The organism is Streptomyces sp. NPDC003635 (assembly GCF_053587635.1).
In genome coordinates this window covers 23,816-42,696 of the sequence record NZ_JBSFOK010000023.1, presented here as the reverse complement: position 1 = coordinate 42,696, position 18,881 = coordinate 23,816, and the positions used below count along the sequence as shown (strand labels likewise).

The window sequence follows — 18,881 nt, the reverse complement described above, 5'->3', positions numbered from 1 at the left end:
CGGCACGAGAGGGCCCGGTCTCCCATCGGAGGCCGGGCCCTTCTGTTGCTCAGCCTTCGCTCAACGCGGGTAAAAGGGGCGAGCCCCGGACCAGAAGTCCGGGGCTCGCCCCTTTGAACGCCGCCGACGCCTAAGGCGTACTACCGGCTGTCAGTTGTCGTCCTCGTCGATCAGGAACCCGCGCATCGGCGAGGGAGCCTGGCCCATCGGGGACGGGCCCTGCGGACGCACCGGCGCCATCGGCTGGGTCATCGCGGGGGACATCTGCTGCTGACCGCCGTAGGAGGGGCCGGCCGGAGCCGGACCGCCGCCCATGCCCTGGTTGCCGCCGTAGGACGGGGCACTGGCACCGGCCGGGGCCATCGACGGCGCCGGGGACGGCGGCAGCGAGGCGGCGGCCGGGGTGCGCGGCGGGGCCAGCGAGTCGTCGGCCTGGGTCTCCAGCTGACGCAGCTGCGACTCCAGGTAGGACTTCAGGCGCGTACGGTACTCGCGCTCGAAGCCGCGCAGGTCCTCGACCTTGCGCTCCAGCGTGGCGCGGGCGGACTCCAGGGAGCCCATCGCGACGCGGTGCTTCTCCTGCGCGTCCCGCTCCAGGGCGTCGGCCTTGGCACGAGCGTCGCGCTCGAGACCCTCGGCACGCGAACGCGCCTCACCGACGATCTTGTTGGCCTCGGAACGGGCCTCGGCGATCGCCTGGTCGGCGGTCTGCTGGGCCAGCGAGAGGACACGGGCGGCGCTGTCGCCACCGGGGCCCTGACCGGGGCCGCCCATCGGACCGCCCATGGGGCCGCCCATCGGACCGCCCATCTGCTGCATCGGGGGCTGACCCATCGGGCCGGGACCCTGGCCCATCGGACCGGGACCCTGAGGGCCACCCTGACCGCCGGGACCGGCGGGCAGCTGCGGGGCACCGCTCGGCAGCTGGGGCGGGCCACCCATGGGGCCACCCATCTGCTGCTGCGGCGGGCCCGATATGCCGGCCGGCACCGGGGCGCCCGGGCCGCGCATGCCCTGCTGCGGCATGCCGCCCTGCTGGGGCATACCACCCTGCTGGGGCATGCCTCCCTGCGGCGGCATACCCTGCTGCTGGTCCTGCGGCTGCTCCGGAGGCTTGCGCATGTTCTGCTGGTTCTGGGCAGCAGCGCGCGTGGCCGCGGCCAGCTTGGCGCGCAGGTCCTCGTTCTCGCGGAGCAGGCGGGTCAGTTCGGCTTCGACCTCATCGAGGAAGGCATCGACCTCGTCCTCGTCATAGCCTTCTCGGAGGCGGACGGTCGTGAACTGCTTGTTCCGCACGTCCTCGGGGGTCAACGGCATCTCTTCACCTCAACGTAGTCGTCGGCATTCGGCAAGACGGTAGGTCACATCGCTCATCACAGCCGGCTCACGATCGAGATCAGGATGTAGACGATGATCATCAGTACGAAGAAGGACAGGTCGAGCGCCACGCCCCCGAGACGCAGCGGCGGAATGAACCGCCGCAGAAGCTTGAGCGGTGGATCAGTGACAGTGTAGGTGGCCTCCAGAACGACCACCATCGCCTTGCCGGGTTGCCACGAGCGGGCGAACTGGAAGACGTAGTCCATGACCAACCGGAAGATCAGCACGATGAGGAAGCACATCAGCGCGATGTAGACGACATCCAGGACCACGCTCATGACCCTTGCTTCCCTCTCCCCATGTTCCGTGCTGCTGCGGTACTGCGGTGTGTTGCTCTTGTTTACTGCTTTTTCCGGTGGTGCGTCTCAGCTCTGGTTGAAGAACCCGCCCTCTGCGATGCGGGCCTTGTCCTCCGCCGTGACATCGACGTTAGCAGGCGACAACAGGAACACCTTCTGCGTCACCCGCTCGATGCTGCCGTGAAGACCAAACACCAAACCAGCCGCAAAGTCGACAAGTCGCTTGGCGTCTGTGTCATCCATCTCAGTCAGATTCATGATCACCGGGGTGCCTTCACGGAAGTGTTCCCCGATGGTACGGGCCTCGTTGTAGGTCCGCGGGTGAAGCGTGGTGATCCGGTACGGCTCTCGTTCCGACACGACCTTGGGCATGATCACCGGCGCGTTCTTCTCCAGGCTCTGACGTTCTTGTGTGATGGACGCCACGGGCGCGATCCGCGCCGGGCGCCCGGATTCCGCGGCTAGCGAAGCGGAATGCGGCACCGGCTCGCGTGGCACCGAAGGCTGTACCACTCGTACCGATTCATCCCTTTGGGACTGATGTGCACTGTGGGACTGGTGCGACCGCTCGTGCGGCCGGTGGTCCCGCTCGGGCTCGGGGTCGAGTTCGGGTTCGAAGTCGTCGTCGGGATCGAAACCGCGGCCGTCGTACCCATCGTCCTCCACGAGGCCGAGGTAGACCGCCATCTTGCGCATCGCGCCGGCCATGCTCTGAGTCCTCCGCTCTGTGGTGGATCGGCTGACGACTGCCAAGTGCCCGCCATCCACGAGGTCGTTACGCCCGCTCTTCGCGGTAATGACCATATTTTCTGCTGTGGTCCGACTTCCTGGCGACGTTACCCGAGCCTCGCGCGGACTCCGAGTACCGCGCTGCCGACGCGTACATGTGTCGCCCCGGCCGCCACGGCCTGTTCGAGGTCCGCACTCATTCCTGCCGAGACCATGTTCGCAGCCGGATGTGTTCGGCGCAGGTCGGTCGACAAATCCATCAACCGCTCGAACGCCGCCCGTTCACGTCCCGCGTACTCTCCGGTCAAGGGTGCGACGGTCATCAACCCGTCGAGCCGCAACCCCGGGGCCTCGGCGACCAGGCCGGCCAACTCCTCGACCCCGCCCGGCGCCACGCCGCCGCGCTCCCCCCGCTCCCGCTCGCCCGCGTCGAGGGCGACCTGGAGGAGACAACCCACCTCGCGCCCGGCCCGTACGGCCTCCTTCGAGAGGGCCGTCACCAGCTTGGAACGATCGACGGACTGCACGAGATCCGCGTAACCGACCACGGATCGAACCTTGTTGGTCTGCAGCTGACCGACAAAGTGCCACTGAAGGGGCAGATCCGAGCATTCCGCGGCCTTCGGAGCCGCGTCCTGGTCCTTGTTCTCGGCGACGTGCCGCACACCGAGCTCCGAGAGGATCCGCACATCGCTCGCGGGGTACGTCTTGGTGACCACGATCAGGGTCACCTCCTCGCGCTTGCGCCCGGCGGACGCGCACGCGGCGGCGATGCGTTCCTCGACTTTCGCCAGGTTTCTGGCGAGTTCGTCCTTACGTTCCGTCATGCCCCATCAGTCCAGCCAGACATAGCCCGCGAGCCGGCCCGTGGTCCGGTCGCGGCGGTAGGAGAAGTGGTCGCCCGACTCACGCGTGCACACCGGCGACTGCTCCCGGTCGCGCACCCCGAGCCGGTCGAGCTGCGCCTGCACCCCGGCGGTCACGTCCACCGCCGGCGTGCCCCAGCTCGTCTCGGCGAACGCCGCCGGCTCGACGGCGGACACCTCGGCGCGCATCTCCTCCGGCACCTCGTAGCACCGGCCGCACACGGCGGGTCCGGTGCGGGCGACGATCCGGGACGGTTCGGCGCCCAGTTCCATCATCGCGCGTAGCGCGGCGGGGACGACCCCGGCGACCATGCCGGGACGGCCCGCGTGAGCGGCAGCGACGACTCCCGCGACGGGGTCGGCGAGCAGGACCGGTGTGCAGTCGGCGGTCAGGACGGCGAGGGCGAGACCGCGCTCGGTGGTGACGATCGCGTCGACCTCCGGCACCGGGCTGTCTCCCCAGGGCCGGTCGACCACCGCGACGTCCTTGCCGTGCACCTGGTTCATCCAGACCACCCGGCCGGGGTCGATCCCCAGCGACTTGGCCGCCAGCTCCCGATTGGCGCGCACGGCGCCGGTGTCGTCGCCGACCGCGCCGCCGAGGTTGAGCTCCTCGTACGGAACGGCGCTCACCCCGCCCCACCTGTCGGTGAAGGCGAAGTGCGCGCCGCTCACGGTGTCGCGCTGTCCTATCACTTCAGGAAGTCCGGCACGTCCAGCTCCTCGGCCGCGCTGTCCGAGTAGGACCGGGACGGCGGGACCGGCGGGGCGACCGGGAGGTCGGCGGCCGGCTCGGGAGCGGGCGCCGGCTCCTCCTTCGGCGTGACGCTGCCGAGCGAGCCGAAGGACGGCCGGCTCTCGGTCTGCCGTACCGGAGTGGGCTCCTCGCGCTTGGCCGAGGACGAGCCGAGGATGTTGTCCCGCTTGGCGGGCGGCTGGCCACCGTCGAAGCCGGCCGCGATCACGGTGACCCGGACCTCGTCTCCGAGGGCGTCGTCGATGACCGCGCCGAAGATGATGTTGGCCTCGGGGTGGGCGGCCTCGCTGACCAGCTGGGCGGCCTCGTTGATCTCGAACAGACCGAGGTCGGAGCCGCCGGAGATGGAGAGCAGCACACCGCGGGCGCCGTCGATGGACGCCTCCAGCAGCGGCGAGGAGATCGCCATCTCGGCCGCCGCCACCGCGCGGTCGTCGCCGCGGGCCGAGCCGATGCCCATGAGGGCCGAACCGGCCTCGGACATGACCGACTTGACGTCGGCGAAGTCGAGGTTGATCAGACCGGGCGTGGTGATGAGGTCGGTGATGCCCTGGACACCGGAGAGCAGGACCTGGTCGGCCGACTTGAAGGCGTCGAGCACCGAGACCTGGCGGTCCGAGATGGACAGCAGGCGGTCGTTCGGGATGACGATGAGGGTGTCGACCTCTTCGCGGAGTTCGGCGATGCCGTCCTCGGCCTGGTTGGCGCGGCGCCGTCCCTCGAAGGTGAAGGGGCGGGTGACCACGCCGATGGTCAGGGCGCCCAGCGAGCGGGCGATGTTGGCCACGACGGGCGCGCCGCCGGTGCCGGTGCCGCCGCCTTCACCGGCGGTCACGAAGACCATGTCGGCCCCCTTGAGGACCTCCTCGATCTCCTCGCGGTGGTCCTCGGCGGCCTTGCGGCCGACGGCCGGGTTGGCTCCGGCGCCGAGTCCGCGGGTGAGTTCCCGGCCGACGTCCAGCTTGACGTCGGCGTCGCTCATCAACAGGGCTTGCGCGTCGGTGTTGATGGCGATGAACTCGACGCCCTTGAGACCGACCTCGATCATCCGGTTGATGGCATTGACACCACCGCCGCCGACACCGATGACTTTGATGACTGCGAGGTAGTTCTGCGGTGCTGCCACGTCGAAGGCCTCTCGCCTCGAGTTACGTGTCGCCGGACCCGGGAAGCGGTCACGCTTCTCGATCCGACGACGGATGCCGAATGGGACGGTCCGTTTCGCCGACCCGAACCCTAACCCTGAAGTTTAGGGTTACCAGTGTGTCTGTTCCTTGGAGTCTTCTGAACAGGACACTAAGTCGACAAGTGGCGCCCGTTCAACGAACACGCCGAACCTCCCGTTTTTCTTTTCACCCTATGTGATCAGCCGTAGCAGTGCCCAACCAGGGTGCTGGCCTGCGCTGATGTGCGTCAACTCCTTGATGACGCAGGGGCGGTGGGAACACTCACGTCGAAGTGCCGGGCGTCCGGCGAGGCTTTCATCAGGGCGGCGAGTGTGCGAGCCTTCGCCGCACCCTTCTCCGCGCTGCCCCAGTCGACGCTCCGACCGTCGGTCAACTCCAGCGAGATGGCGTCGTAGGAACGGACCTTGACGGTCCGGGTGTCCCGCGCGACGGCGGCCGGAATCGACCCCGCGACCCGGACCGCCTCGCGCACCAGACGGTCCTCGTCGAAGCGGCGCAGGCTCGCGGCGGCGGAACCGGACGGAGAGAGCGTCAATTCCAGTGCGGGCACGCCTTTCGGCGCTTCGGAAACCGTGGCGAAACGGACGCCTTCTTCGTCCACTTCGACGAAGTTCTCACCCTTTTGCACAATCAGAACCGGGGTTCGCTCGGTCACTTTCAGCCCGATTCCGTGCGGCCAGGAACGACTGACCTCCACCACGTCGATTCGGGGCAGTTCGCGCGCCAGACGCGCCTCGATGGCGTCGGTGTCGACGGAGACCAACGGGGATCCGACCGGCACGTCGGCGGCCTCGCGCACCTGCGCGGGCGTCAGCACCCGGGTCCCCGACACCGTCACGCGCTCCACGCGCAGCCAGTTGGAGCCGTACAGCACATAAGTGCCACCCGCGCCGAGGAGCACGAGCGCGACGGCGAGAATGATGATCGTACGAAGCCGTGGGGGCCGCAGCCTTCGGGCGGGAGGCGGGCCGGACGACTCCTGTTGGCGCGCACCGCGTTCAGCGGTCGTCGATCCGGCCACGCTCTCCGCCCTTTCGTCATACAGCCCTAGCGTCGGTGCGAGGCGATCGCCTCGTACACCATGCCGACGAGCAGGTCGTCGGCGTCCCGGCGGCCGAACTCGGCGGCGGCACGGGACATCTGGTACAGCCGGTGCGGGTCGGCGAGCACGGGCAGGACGTTGTGCTGCACCCACTCGGGGGTGAGTTCCGCGTCGTCGACCAGCAGTCCGCCGCCCGCCTTGACCACCGGCTGGGCGTTCAGCCGCTGTTCGCCGTTGCCGATGGGCAGCGGGACATAGGCGGCCGGCAGTCCGACGGCGGAGAGTTCGGCGACGGTCATCGCGCCGGCGCGGCAGAGCATCATGTCGGCAGCGGCGTACGCGAGGTCCATCCGGTCCAGGTAACTTACCGGGATGTACGGGGGCATTCCCGGCATCTGGTGCACCTGCGGCAGTTCGTTCTTCGGGCCGACCGCGTGCAGGATCTGGATCCCCGCCTGCTGCAGCCAGGGCGCGACCTGCTGGACGACCTCGTTCAGGCGCCGGGCGCCCTGCGAGCCGCCCGAGACGAGCAGGGTCGGCAGGTTCGGGTCGAGTCCGAACATCGCGCGGGCCTCGGGGCGTACGGCGGCCCGGTCGAGGGTGGCGATGGAGCGGCGCAGCGGGATGCCGATGTAGCGCGCGTCCCGCAGCTTGCTGTCGGGGGTGGAGACGGCGACCCGGGCCGCGTACCGCGAGCCGATCTTGTTGGCGAGCCCGGGGCGGGCGTTGGCCTCGTGGATCACGATCGGCACGCCCAGGCGCTTGGCGGCGAGATAGCCGGGCAGCGCCACATAGCCGCCGAAGCCGACGACGGCGTCCGCCTTGGTGCGCTCCAGGATCTGCTCGGCGGCCTTGATCGTGCCGCGCAGCCGGCCCGGGACGGTGATCAGCTCGGGGGTCGGCTTGCGGGGCAGCGGAACGGCCGGGATCAGCGCCAGCTCGTAGCCGCGCTGCGGAACGAGCTGGGTCTCCAGACCGCGCTCCGTGCCCAGGGCCGTGATCCCCACGGTCGGGTCCTGCCTGCGCAGGGCGTCCGCGAGGGCGAGCGCGGGCTCGATGTGGCCCGCGGTTCCTCCGCCGGCGAGTACGACATGCACCGAAATTCACCGCTCTCCGGACGTACGCGCCGAGGCACGCCGTCGCATCGTGTTCCATCTCCGGGGTTCCCTGACGGAAGCGGAACCCCCAGCACCCCGCTTTCTACCAAAGCGGGGTTGCCGCATCGAAAGCGCCGCCCGCGCAGCGGGCTCGTCGCGTGCGAAGGCGATCAGCAGCCCGATGGCGAACATGGTCGGCAGCAGGGCGGACCCTCCGTAGGAGAACAGCGGGAGCGGGACGCCGGCGATCGGCAGCAGACCGAGCACCGCACCCATGTTGATCACCGCCTGCGCGGTGATCCAGGTGGTCACGCCTCCCGCGGCATACCTCACGAAGGGGTCCTCCGTGCGTCCGGCCACGCGGATACCCGCATAGCCTAGAGCCGCGAAGAGGGCGAGCACCGACAGCGTCCCCGCCAGGCCCAGTTCCTCACCGGTGACGGCGAAGATGAAGTCGGTGTGGGCTTCGGGTAGTTGTCCCCATTTCTCCACACTCGCCCCGAGCCCGGATCCGAAGATCCCGCCGGACGCGAGCGCGTAGATCCCGTGCACCGCCTGCCAGCAGTCGACCGGTCCGGACTGGGGCTCGGTGGCGCCGAGGCACTGCAGGCGGGCCATCCGGTTCGGGCTGGTCTTGATCAGGATCAGCCCGAGCAGGGTGGCGATCGAGAGCACTCCGACGAACAGCCGGGTCGGCGCCCCCGCCAGCCACAGCAGGCCGAACAGGATCGCGGTGAGGATGATCGCGGTGCCCATGTCGCCGCCGAGCATGATCAGCCCGAGCAGCATGAAGGCGGCCGGGACCAGGGGCACCAGCATGTGCTTCCACTGGGTCAGCAGTTTCTTGTCCTGCTTGCGGGCGAGCAGGTCGGCGCCCCACAGCACCAGCGCGAGCTTGCCGAACTCGCTGGGCTGGAGCAGGAAGGGGCCGCCGACGGAGATCCAGTTCTGGTTGCCGTTGACCGAGACTCCTATCCCGGGCACCTGCACCAGCGCCATCAGGAAGACGGCGCCGGCGAGGATCGGGTAGGCGAGCGCCCGGTGCAGTTTGATGGGCATCCGCGAGGCGGCGAACAGCAGCCCGGCGCCGATGAGCGCGGCCAGCAGCTGCTTGCGGAAGAAGTAGGAGCCGGGCAGCGACATCTGCAGCGCGGTGATCTGGGAGGCCGAGTAGACCATCACCAGGCCCAGCACGGTGATCAGCAGACTGCCGCCGAGGATCAGGTAGTACGCGGTCAGCGGCCGGTCCCAGGCCTTCTTCGCGCGCGTGTAGAGCCGTTGGAGGGGATTCTGGCGGCCCGGCCGGGGAGCGGCGGGCCGCCGGACGGCTCGCTGGACCGGGGGACGGCCCGTACGGCTACTGGACATCACCGGCTCCTCGCACGCACCCACCGAACCCGAGCCACATCCGAGTCACCCCGTCCCTCCAGGGTCCCGAGGCACCCTAGGTAGTCGAGACCCGCCGTCAGGCGTCGGTGGTGAGTTCGCGGACCGCCTCCGCGAACGCGTCACCGCGCTTGTTGTAGTTGGCGAACATGTCCATCGAGGCGCAGGCCGGGGCCAGCAGCACCGTGTCGCCCGTGGTGGCGAGCCGCTGGGCCTCCTGGACAGCCGCGAGCATCGCCCCAGTGTCGGTCCGGTCGAGCTCGACGAGGGGCACTTCCGGGGCGTGTCGCGCGAGCGCTTCCCGGATCAGCGCCCGGTCGGCGCCGATGAGGACGACCCCGCGAAGTCGCTTTGCCGACTTGGCGACCAGCTCGTCGAAGGTGGCGCCCTTGGCGAGCCCGCCGGCGATCCACACGATGGACTCGTACGCCGCCAACGAGGCTTCCGCCGCGTGGGTGTTGGTGGCCTTGGAGTCGTCGACGTAGGCGACCCCGGCCACGTCCGCCACGTGCGCGATGCGGTGGGCGTCCGGGGTGAAGGCCCGCAGTCCGTCGCGTACGGCCTTGGCGGGCACCCCGAAGGCGCGCGCGAGGGCCGCCGCGGCAAGGGCGTTGGCGATGTTGTGCGGGGCCGGCGGGTTGACGTCGGAGACCTCGGCGAGCTCCTGGGCGTTCTGCCGCCGGTTCTCGACGAAGGCGCGGTCGACCAGGATGCCCTCGACGACGCCGAGTTGGGACGGTCCGGGGGTGCCGAGGGTGAAGCCGACGGCCCGGCAGCCCTCCTCGACGTCCGCCTCGCGCACCAGGTCCTCCGTGGCCTTGTCGGCGACGTTGTAGACACAGGCGACGCGATTGCCCTCGTAGACACGGCCCTTGTCGGCGGCGTACGCCTCCATGGAGCCGTGCCAGTCGAGGTGGTCGGGGGCGAGGTTCAGCACCGCCGCCGAGTGGGCGCGCAGGGAGGGCGCCCAGTGGAGCTGGTAGCTGGACAACTCCACGGCGAGGACGTCGTACCGCTCCTCGCCGAGCACCGCGTCCAGCAGCGAGACGCCGATGTTGCCGACGGCCGCGGTCCTGAGCCCCGCCGCCTTCAGGATCGACGCCAGCATCTGCACGGTCGTGGTCTTGCCGTTGGTCCCGGTGACCGCGAGCCAGGGCGCCGCGTCCGGGCCGCGCAGGCGCCAGGCCAGTTCGACGTCGCCCCAGATCTCCAGGCCGGCCGCGCGGGCGGCCTCGAACAGGGGCTTGTCGGGCTTCCAGCCGGGCGCGGTGACGACGAGTTCGGTGCCCTCGGGCAGGGTGGCGCCGTCACCGAGGCGCACGGTGACGCCCAGCGCCTCCAGTTCCGCGGCCTGCTCACGCGCGCGTGCGTCGTCGCCGTCGTTGACGACCGTGACGATCGCCCCGCGCGCGTGCAGCACCTTGGCCGCCGGAACACCGGAGACACCGAGTCCGGCGACGGTGACGTGCTTGCCCTGCCAGTCGACAGGCCCCGAGGAGGTCACTTTTCCGCTGCCCATCCCGCGTAGAAGAGCCCGAGTCCGACGATCACACAGATGCCCTGGATGATCCAGAAGCGGACCACCACAAGGACCTCGGACCAGCCCTTGAGTTCGAAGTGGTGCTGGAGCGGGGCCATCCGGAAGACCCGCTTCCCGGTGAGCCGGAAGGATCCGACCTGGATGACCACCGACATGGTGATCAGCACGAACAGGCCGCCCATGACGGCCACCAGCAGCTCCGTACGGGAGCAGATGGCCAGGCCCGTCAGGACACCGCCGAGCGCGAGCGAACCGGTGTCGCCCATGAAGATCTTGGCCGGCGAGGTGTTCCACCACAGGAAGCCGAGGCAGGCACCCATCAGCGCCGCGGAGATGACGGCGAGATCGAGCGGATCACGCACTTCGTAGCAGGCGTTGGGACTGGGCAGGATCTGCGCGTTGGCGCAGGACTCCTGGAACTGCCAGACGCCGATGAAGGTGTAGGCGCCGAACACGAGGACGGAGGCGCCGGTGGCCAGACCGTCCAGACCGTCGGTGAGGTTCACGCCGTTCGACATCGCGAGGATCATGAACAGCGCCCAGACCACGAACAGCACCGGGCCGATCGTCCAGCCGAAGTCCGTGATGAAGGACAACTTGGTGGAGGCCGGGGTGTTGCCGCGGGCGTCCTCGAACTGCAGCGCGAGCACCGCGAAGGAGACACCGACGAGCAGCTGGCCCGCCATCTTCGCCTTGGCCCGCAGACCCAGCGAACGCCGCTTGACGATCTTGATGTAGTCGTCGAGGAAGCCGACCAGGCCCATGCCGACCATCAGGCCGAGCACCAGCACACCGGAGTAGGTCGGCGGCTTGCCCGTGATGAGCTTCGACAGGAAGTACGCGGCAACGGTCGCCAGGATGAAGGCGATACCGCCCATGGTCGGCGTACCGCGCTTGCTGGCGTGCTCGCGCGGGCCGTCGTCCCGGATGTACTGGCCGTAGCCCTTGCGGGCGAGGAGCTTGATCAGCAGCGGAGTGCCGATCAGGGTCAGGAAGAGGCCAATGACTCCCGCGAACAGGATCTGGTTCATCATCGGGCGGCAACCTCACCCTCGGCACCGGACTCGACGAGCGCCTGCGCCACGCTCTCGAGGCCGACCGACCGGGACGCCTTCACGAGTACGACGTCCCCCGGGCGCAACTCGCTGCGCAACAGGTCGATCGCCGCCTGTGCGTCGGACACGTGCACCGACTCCTCACCCCACGAACCCTCGTTATATGCGCCCAGTTGCAGCCAGGACGCTTCCCTGCCCCCGACCGCGACGAGCTTGCTGACGTTGAGCCGGACGGCGAGCCGTCCGACCGCGTCGTGCTCGGCGAGCGCCTCGTCCCCGAGCTCGGCCATCTTGCCGAGCACCGCCCAGGTCCGCCGCCCCTTGCCCATCGCCGCGAGCGCGCGCAGGGCCGCTCGCATGGACTCGGGGTTCGCGTTGTAGGCGTCGTTGACGATCGTCACGCCGTCCGGGCGCTCGGTGACCTCCATCCGCCAGCGGGAGAGGGAGCCCGCCTCGGAGAGCGCGGTGGCGATCTCTTCCGCGGACATGCCCAGCTCGTGGGCGACGGCGGCCGCGGCGAGCGCGTTCGACACGTGGTGCTCACCGTACAGGCGCATGGTCACTTCGCTTGCACCGGAGGGTGTGTGAAGCATGAAGGAAGGCTGTCCGCTGTCCGTGAGTCGCACGTTCTCAGCGCGTACGTCCGCTTCGTCGGACTCTCCGAAAAGGAGCACCTTCGCCTTCGTACGGGAGGCCATGGCCCGTACCAATGGGTCGTCGGCGTTGAGGATCGCGGCGCCGTCCTCCGGGAGCGCCTCCACGAGTTCGCCCTTGGCCTGGGCGATCTGCTCCCGCCCGCCGAACTCGCCGATGTGGGCGCTGCCGACGTTGAGCACCAGGCCGATCCGCGGCGGGGTCAGCTCGGCGAGGTAGCGGATGTGCCCGATGCCCCGGGCGCCCATCTCCAGCACGAGGAACCTGGTCTCCTCGGTGGCGCTGAGCGCGGTGAGCGGCAGCCCGATCTCGTTGTTGAGCGAGCCGGGCGTGAACACGGTCGGCGCCTTGCGCTGGAGCACCTGGGCGATCAGGTCCTTGGTGCTGGTCTTGCCCGCGGAGCCGGTGAGCCCCACGAGGGTGGCGCCGAGCCGCGTCACGACGTGCCGGGCGAGGGCGGCGAGTGCCGTCTGGACGTCGTCCACGACGATCGCGGGAACACCGACGGGCCGCGAGGCCAGCACGGCCGCCGCGCCCGCCTCGACGACCGCGGCCGCGAAGTCGTGGCCGTCGACGCGCTCGCCGACGAAGGCGACGAAGAGGCTGCCGGCCGTCACCTCACGGGAGTCCCGGACGACCGGTCCGGTGACCCGCACCGACGGATCCGGTATGTCGTACGTCTGCCCGCCGACGACTTCTGCGATCTCGGCGAGAGAGAGGGCGATCACAAGTTCATCCCTGGGTCTTCTGGATAGCTTCGCGCAGCACCTGGCGGTCGTCGAAGGGACGCACCACCCCGGCGATGTCCTGGCCCTGCTCATGGCCCTTGCCCGCGACCAGCACGGTGTCCCCGGGCATCGCCCGGGCGACGGCGGCGGCGATGGCGGCGGCCCGGTCCTCGAAGACCTGGACCTCACCGCGTTCGTGCGCCGGCACGGAGGCCGCGCCCTCGAGCATCGCCGCGAGGATCGCGAGCGGGTCCTCGGAGCGGGGGTTGTCGGAGGTCAGCACGGCGGTGTCGGCGAGGCGGGCCGCGGCGGCGCCCATCGGTGCGCGCTTGGTCCGGTCCCGGTCGCCGCCGCAGCCGAGCACGATGTGCAGCCTGCCCTCGGTGACCTTGCGGAGCGCCTTGAGCACCGACTCGACGGCGTCGGTCTTGTGGGCGTAGTCCACGACCGCGAGGTACGGCTGCCCCTCGTCCACCCGCTCGAGCCGCCCGGGCACTCCGGGGACGGCGGCGATGCCGTCGGCCGCGGACTGCGGGTCGAGACCGGCGACCGACAGGGCGACGATCGAGGCGAGGGTGTTGGCCACGTTGAAGGGTCCGGCCAGCGGCGAGCGGGCGCTGATCCGCTCGCCCTTGGGGCCGATCACCGTGAACGTCGAGTCCATGGGCCCGACCTGGACGTCCTCGGCGCGCCAGTCGGCGTCCGGATGCCCCTCGGCGGAGAAGGTGACGACGGGGACCGTGGCTTCCTTGGTGAGCCGGCGGCCGTACTCGTCATCGAGGTTGACGACGCCGAGTCGGCTGCGTTTCGGCGTGAACAGCTGCGCCTTCGCCTGGAAGTAGTCCTCCATGTCGGAGTGGAACTCCATGTGCTCCGGGCTGAGGTTGTTGAAGACGGCGATGTCGAAGACACAGCCGTCGACCCGGCCGAGGACCAGCGCGTGGCTGGAGACCTCCATGGCGACCGCCTCCACCCCGCGTTCGCGCATGACCGCGAACAGGGCCTGGAGATCGGTGGCTTCGGGAGTGGTGCGCTCGGACTTGATGCGCTCGTCGCCGATCCGCATCTCCACGGTGCCGATCAGGCCGGTGGAACGGACGGTCTTCAGACCGCCCTCGACCAGATAGGCGGTGGTGGTCTTGCCGGAGGTGCCGGTGATGCCGATCTGGAGCAGATCACGGCCCGGGTGGCCGTAGATCGTGGCCGCCAGTTCGCCCATCTGTCCGCGCGGGTCGGCCACGACCAGCACGGGCAGGCCCGTGGCGGCGGCGCGTTCGGCGCCGGTCGGGTCGGTGAGCACGGCGACCGCGCCGAGGCCCGCGGCCTGGGTGACGAAGTCGGCGCCGTGCAGGCGGGCGCCGGGCAGGGCGGCGTACAGATCGCCGGGGCGGACGGCACGCGAGTCATGGGTGATGCCCGTGACCTCCGCGTCCTGGCCCGGCCGTGCGGCACCCAGCTGGTCGGCGAGCTCCGCGAGGGGTGTGGCGGAGACCTGGACCGGCCGGGGCGGCCCGGGATATGTCACGGGTGCGCCCTTCTGGGTGGTTTGGGACTGATCAGCGTGTGGCACGGCGGTGAGCGTACCGGGCCCACCCGCTTCGGAGCGAAGCGAGGCGGCGGACGGTCCGCGGTTCCCGGGATCCGGGGTGATCGTTGTCACGAGGTGGTTCCTGGCTGCTCGGTACGGGTCAGGGCGAGAAGGTGACCGGGAGTCTGGCAGGGGCGGCACCGGTCGGCGGCACCTGGAGGGTCTTCAGGGCGAACTCCATGACCTGCTTGTACACGGGCCCGCAGATCTGGCCGCCGAAGTAGCTGCCCTCGGTGGCGTTCTGGATGGCGCAGTAGACGGTGATCCGCGGCTGGTCGGCGGGAGCGAACCCGGCGAACGACGAGGTGTAGCCCTTGTACTTGCCGGTGGCCGGATCCACTCGGTTCGCCGTACCCGTCTTGCCCGCCACCCGGTAGCCGGGGATGCGGGCCTTGGTGCCGGTGCCCTCCCGGTCGTCCACGACCGACTCCAGCATCCGGGCGAGGGTCTTCGCCGTCCTGGCGCTCACGACCCGTGTCTTCTCGGGCTTCTCGGCGGGTGTGAAGCGTCCGTCGGGGCCCTTCGTGCCGCGCACCAGGGAGGGTTCGACGCGGACGCCGCCGTTGGCGATGGTCGAGTAGACCGAGGCCGCCTGCATCGCGTTGAGGGAGACACCCTGGCCGAAAGGAATCGTGTACTGCTGCGAGGTCGACCACTGGTCCGGCGGCGCGAGGATGCCGCTGGTCTCGCCGGGGAAGCCGAGCCCGGTGGACTTCCCCAGGCCGAACTTGCGCAGGTAGGAGTAGAGGACCTTGTTGGACTCCGCCTGCGTCTTGCCGAGCTGCCCGGTGGCGAGGATGGTGCCGATGTTGCTGGACTTGGCGAGCACGCCGTTGAGCGTGAGGTACCAGGTGGGGTGGTCGATGTCGTCCCGGAACAGCCGGTCGCCGCGGTGCAGCCGGTTGGGCACCACGACATGGGTGTCGGGGGTGGCCGCGCCCTCTTCCAGTACGGCGGCCATGGACATCACCTTGGCCGTCGAGCCGGGCTCGTAGGCGTCCTCCACGCTCCAGTTGTGCAGGGAGTTACCGTCGGCCTTGGACAGGTCGTTGGGGTCGAAGCCGGGTGAGTTGGCCATGGCGAGGATCTCGCCGGTCCTCGTGTCCTGCACGATCACATAGCCGCGGTCGGCCTTGGACTTCTCGACCTGTTCGCTGATCGCGTTCTGCGCGGCCCACTGGATGTCGCGGTCGATGGTGAGCTCGACGTCGCTGCCGGGCACGGCGGGCGTCTCGGTGGAGCCGGCGGTCGGCACCTGGCGGCCGCCGGACTGGGCGTAGCGGATCTTGCCGTTCTTGCCGGCCAGCTCCTTCTCCAGCTGCTGCTCGACTCCGCCGCCGCCCTTGCCGTCGTAGTTGACCCAGCCCAGTATCCCGGCGGCGAGGTCGCCGTTGGGGTACACCCGCTTGCTGCTGGCCACCGAGAACACGCCCGCGAGGGCGTTGACGGTGCTCGGATCGGTCTCCTGCTTCGTGGCGAGGGCGCTCTTGAGGTCCTTGATCTGCTTCCAGACCTGCGGGGTCTGCCGCTTGGCGAGCAGTACGTACTGGCCCTCGGCCCTGAGCTTCTTGGTGAGCGCCGTCTGGTCCTGGCCGAGGATCGGGGCCAGCAGGGCGGCGGCCTGCTCCGGGCCGTCGGCGACCTTCAGCGCCTTGCGCGTGAACATCGTGGGGTCGGCCGTGATGTCGTACGCGTCCACACTGGCCGCGAGGGCCACGCCGTTGCGGTCGGTGATGCCGCCGCGCTCGGCGGCCAGGGTGTAGCCGACGTACCGGTTCTTCTCGGCCTTGGCCGCGTAGGTGCTGGCGTCGACGGCCTGCACCTGGAGGAGCCGTACGACGAAGGCGATCAGGACGAGGGTGAGCGCCAGGCCGACCATGCGAAGCCGGGGGCGGGGGCTGCCCAGCCGGAGCGCCTGGGGGGCCGCGGGGCGGGGCGGGGCCGGGCGCCGGGCCGGGCGGGCGCCGGGGCCGGGGGTGCGCCGGCCGGCGGGGCGGTCGGGCCGTGCGGGACCGGGGACCCGGCGGCGCGGCGGTTGCTTGCCTGACTCGGCCACTCTTCCGTCACCTGCCGGGGGTCGTGAGGGGGGTCGCGGGCATGGTCGTGAACGCTTCGGGGGCCAGGACCAGGGGATGTACGTCCGTCTCGAGGGCGGCTGCGGGAGCCGGGGCCGGGACGCCCCTGACCGTGCCGTCGGGGTCGAGGAAGGCGGGGTCGCCGCCCGGCACCATGCCGAGTTCGCGGGCCCGGCGCAGCAGGGCGTCGGGGGCCGAGTAGGCGTCGACGTCCCGTTGGAGCGCCTGTTCCTCGTCGGTGAGGCTCTTGGTCTCCTTCTGGAGGTCGTCGAGCCGGAAGGCGCCCTCGCTCAGCGCGGAGTTCAGCACCAGCAGTCCGATGAGCCCGCCGCCGAGGAGCAGCACGACGAGGAGGACGAAGGGAGTGCGGGCGGCCTGTGCGCGCCCGGCGGGGAAGAGCCGTGCGAGCCGGGCCGCCCTTCCCCTGAGTTCGGGTTTCCTACTCACGAGCCCTGCCTCGGTTGGAGTTTCCTACTCACTCACGCCCTCCGCGGGTGCGGCTCACTCGACGTCCTCCCTGATGCGCTCCGCCCCGCGCAGTCGCGCCGGTGCCGCCCGCCGGTTCTCGGCGACCTCTTCCTCGGTGGGAAGTTCGGCACCGCGCGTGAGCAGCTTGAGCCGGGGCTGGTACTGCTCGGGGACGACCGGCAGACCGGGCGGCGCGGTGGTGGCGGCACCTGCCGCGAACACCTGCTTGACCAGCCGGTCCTCCAGGGAGTGGTAGGACAGCACGGCGATCCGGCCGCCCACGGCGAGGGCCTTCACAGCGGCCGGAATCGCCCGCTCCAGGACGGACAGCTCGCCGTTGACCTCGATGCGCAGCGCCTGGAAGGTGCGCTTGGCCGGGTTGCCGCCGGTGCGCTTGGCGGCCTGCGGCAGCGCGTCCCGGATCAGCTCCACCAGGCGCGCGCTGTTGCTGAAGGGCTCCTTCTCGCGCTCGCGCACGACGGCGGCCACGATCCGCTTGGCCTGCTTCTCCTCGCCGTACGCGCGCAGGATCCGCACCAGCTCCCCGGCGGGGTAGGTGTTGAGGACCTCGGCGGCGCTGACGCCGGTCGTCTGGTCCATGCGCATGTCCAGGGGGGCGTCCTGGGCGTAGGCGAAGCCGCGGTCGGCCTCGTCGAGCTGCATGGAGGAGACACCGAGGTCGAACAGCACGCCCTGTACGCGCGCGATGCCGAGCCGGTCCAGCACGCCCGGCAGCTCGTCGTAGACGGCGTGCACCAGGGTGGCCCGGTCACCGAAGGGGGCGAGCCGTTCGCCGGACAGGCGCAGGGCCTCCTTGTCCCGGTCCAGGGCGACGAGCCGGGCCTCGGGGAACTGCTGGAGGAGGGCCTCGCTGTGGCCGCCGAGGCCGAGCGTGCAGTCGACGACGACCGCTCCGGGGGCCTGCAGGGCGGGGGCCAACATGTCCAGGCACCGCTGGAGCATCACCGGGACATGTCGACTGTTGCTCAAGGGGCCCTCTCAGGTCCGGCGGGCGGTACGCACCGCCGGGTCCCCGCCCTCCCCCGACAAACTGGGGGGACCCCCAGTGAAGGGGAGGCCTGCCGGCGCCGGAGGCGTCAGCCGGCCGGGAGCGGGAGGAGGCCGAGCCGTACGTACGCGCCGCGCACGTGGGGAGATCTCCGGCGGGCGCGCCGGGTCCTACGGGAAGTTCAGTCCAGCAGGGAGACCTCGCCTCCCGCTTCGCGTCACTTTAGTCCACCCTGTCTCGCGGTCAATCAACCGGCCTGCGCGTGGCGGCCCGGGGTCGGTCCGAAGCCGGGGACGGAGGGAATTCACTCCTACAGGCGCACTCGCGCCACCCTTGTGGGTTAGCTCACAACAACACTCAATGACGCTCTTTGTCCCCCCTCACAACGGGACGCGGCCGCGGGTGACCAGTAACGTCATAGGTATGACGACTTCTGCATCTGTTCCCGCAGGTCCCCAAGGCGCCATAGCCGACGGCGGCACGGTCACCGACCGTCTCGTCGAGGCGAACGAGCGGTACGCCGCCGCATTCACCGACCCGGGCATGGACGCCCGACCGGTTCTGCACGTCGCCGTGGTGGCCTGCATGGACGCCCGTATCGACCTGCATGCCTCGCTCGGTCTCTCGCTCGGCGACTGCCACACCATCCGCAACGCGGGCGGTGTCGTCACCGACGACGTGATCCGCTCGCTCACCATCAGCCAGCGCAAGCTGGGCACGCGCAGCGTCGTGCTCATCCACCACACCGGTTGCGGCCTCGAGGCGATCACCGAGGACTTCCGCAACGAGCTGGAGCAGGAGATCGGCCAGCGCCCGGCCTGGGCGGTGGAGGCGTTCCGGGACGTCGACCAGGACGTACGCCAGTCCATGCAGCGCGTGCGGACCTCGCCGTTCCTGCTGCACACCGACGACGTGCGGGGCTTCGTCTTCGACGTGACGACGGGCCTGCTGCGCGAGATCGACGCCGCGTAACCCTCCGCCGAAGCTGTCGTTTCGCTGTTGATTTCCGGCTCCAGGGTGC

17 protein-coding genes are annotated in these 18,881 nt (G+C 70.1%); 1 reads left to right on the top strand and 16 read right to left on the bottom strand.

Going from position 1 to position 18,881, the window contains the following annotated elements; all coding sequences use genetic code 11:
• Positions 1 to 150 precede the first annotated feature (150 nt).
• The 16 genes from ACWDRW_RS21990 to rsmH all read right to left on the bottom strand — a co-directional run bounded on the left by ACWDRW_RS21990 (position 151) and on the right by rsmH (position 17,841).
• Positions 151 to 1,317 carry a DivIVA domain-containing protein gene (locus ACWDRW_RS21990; protein WP_451725502.1) on the bottom strand — a complete coding sequence of 389 codons (1,167 nt, stop codon included), beginning with the start codon at positions 1,315 to 1,317 and terminating at the stop codon, positions 151 to 153.
• 56 nt (positions 1,318 to 1,373) lie between these two features.
• Positions 1,374 to 1,658, bottom strand: coding sequence for a YggT family protein (locus ACWDRW_RS21985; protein ID WP_007448661.1), 285 nt, complete (start codon positions 1,656 to 1,658; stop codon positions 1,374 to 1,376).
• 87 nt (positions 1,659 to 1,745) lie between these two features.
• Positions 1,746 to 2,387, bottom strand: coding sequence for a cell division protein SepF (locus ACWDRW_RS21980; RefSeq protein ID WP_451725500.1), 642 nt, complete (start codon positions 2,385 to 2,387; stop codon positions 1,746 to 1,748).
• Between the two features lie 128 nt (positions 2,388 to 2,515).
• Complete coding sequence (locus ACWDRW_RS21975; RefSeq protein WP_451725499.1) at positions 2,516 to 3,235, bottom strand: YggS family pyridoxal phosphate-dependent enzyme; 720 nt, start codon at positions 3,233 to 3,235, stop codon at positions 2,516 to 2,518.
• Between the two features lie 6 nt (positions 3,236 to 3,241).
• Positions 3,242 to 3,970: a peptidoglycan editing factor PgeF gene (gene pgeF, locus ACWDRW_RS21970; RefSeq protein ID WP_451725498.1), complete on the bottom strand. Its 729-nt coding sequence runs from the start codon at positions 3,968 to 3,970 to the stop codon at positions 3,242 to 3,244.
• Positions 3,967 to 5,157, bottom strand: coding sequence for a cell division protein FtsZ (gene ftsZ / locus ACWDRW_RS21965; protein ID WP_451725496.1), 1,191 nt, complete (start codon positions 5,155 to 5,157; stop codon positions 3,967 to 3,969). The genes pgeF and ftsZ overlap by 4 nt, the downstream gene beginning before the upstream one ends.
• Positions 5,158 to 5,444: 287 nt before the next feature.
• Positions 5,445 to 6,239, bottom strand: a complete 795-nt coding sequence (gene ftsQ / locus ACWDRW_RS21960; protein ID WP_451725495.1) for a cell division protein FtsQ — start codon at positions 6,237 to 6,239, stop codon at positions 5,445 to 5,447.
• A gap of 26 nt (positions 6,240 to 6,265) precedes the next feature.
• Positions 6,266 to 7,357, bottom strand: a complete 1,092-nt coding sequence (gene murG / locus ACWDRW_RS21955) for an undecaprenyldiphospho-muramoylpentapeptide beta-N-acetylglucosaminyltransferase (RefSeq protein ID WP_363158094.1) — start codon at positions 7,355 to 7,357, stop codon at positions 6,266 to 6,268.
• 6 nt (positions 7,358 to 7,363) lie between these two features.
• Entirely contained in the window at positions 7,364 to 8,725 is a 1,362-nt protein-coding gene (gene ftsW / locus ACWDRW_RS21950; protein WP_451725493.1) for a putative lipid II flippase FtsW, read from the bottom strand.
• Between the two features lie 97 nt (positions 8,726 to 8,822).
• Positions 8,823 to 10,262, bottom strand: coding sequence for a UDP-N-acetylmuramoyl-L-alanine--D-glutamate ligase (gene murD, locus ACWDRW_RS21945; protein ID WP_451725491.1), 1,440 nt, complete (start codon positions 10,260 to 10,262; stop codon positions 8,823 to 8,825).
• Positions 10,244 to 11,317 (bottom strand): phospho-N-acetylmuramoyl-pentapeptide-transferase, encoded by a 1,074-nt coding sequence (mraY, locus tag ACWDRW_RS21940; RefSeq protein ID WP_451725490.1) that lies wholly within the window; start codon positions 11,315 to 11,317, stop codon positions 10,244 to 10,246. The genes murD and mraY overlap by 19 nt, the downstream gene beginning before the upstream one ends.
• Positions 11,314 to 12,720 (bottom strand): UDP-N-acetylmuramoyl-tripeptide--D-alanyl-D-alanine ligase, encoded by a 1,407-nt coding sequence (locus tag ACWDRW_RS21935; protein WP_451725489.1) that lies wholly within the window; start codon positions 12,718 to 12,720, stop codon positions 11,314 to 11,316. Before ACWDRW_RS21935 ends, mraY begins: the two co-directional genes overlap by 4 nt.
• A gap of 4 nt (positions 12,721 to 12,724) precedes the next feature.
• Entirely contained in the window at positions 12,725 to 14,245 is a 1,521-nt protein-coding gene (locus ACWDRW_RS21930; protein WP_451725488.1) for a UDP-N-acetylmuramoyl-L-alanyl-D-glutamate--2,6-diaminopimelate ligase, read from the bottom strand.
• Between the two features lie 163 nt (positions 14,246 to 14,408).
• A complete protein-coding gene (locus ACWDRW_RS21925; RefSeq protein ID WP_451725487.1) occupies positions 14,409 to 16,364 on the bottom strand; it encodes a peptidoglycan D,D-transpeptidase FtsI family protein in 1,956 nt (651 codons plus the stop codon).
• Between the two features lie 7 nt (positions 16,365 to 16,371).
• Positions 16,372 to 16,830 carry a septum formation initiator family protein gene (locus ACWDRW_RS21920; RefSeq protein ID WP_451725485.1) on the bottom strand — a complete coding sequence of 153 codons (459 nt, stop codon included), beginning with the start codon at positions 16,828 to 16,830 and terminating at the stop codon, positions 16,372 to 16,374.
• 54 nt (positions 16,831 to 16,884) lie between these two features.
• Entirely contained in the window at positions 16,885 to 17,841 is a 957-nt protein-coding gene (gene rsmH, locus ACWDRW_RS21915; RefSeq protein WP_451725484.1) for a 16S rRNA (cytosine(1402)-N(4))-methyltransferase RsmH, read from the bottom strand.
• A 442-nt stretch (positions 17,842 to 18,283) separates the two neighbouring features.
• Here rsmH and ACWDRW_RS21910 point away from each other — a divergent pair, with 442 nt between their 5' ends.
• Positions 18,284 to 18,832 (top strand): beta-class carbonic anhydrase, encoded by a 549-nt coding sequence (locus ACWDRW_RS21910; RefSeq protein WP_451725483.1) that lies wholly within the window; start codon positions 18,284 to 18,286, stop codon positions 18,830 to 18,832.
• Positions 18,833 to 18,881 lie beyond the last annotated feature (49 nt).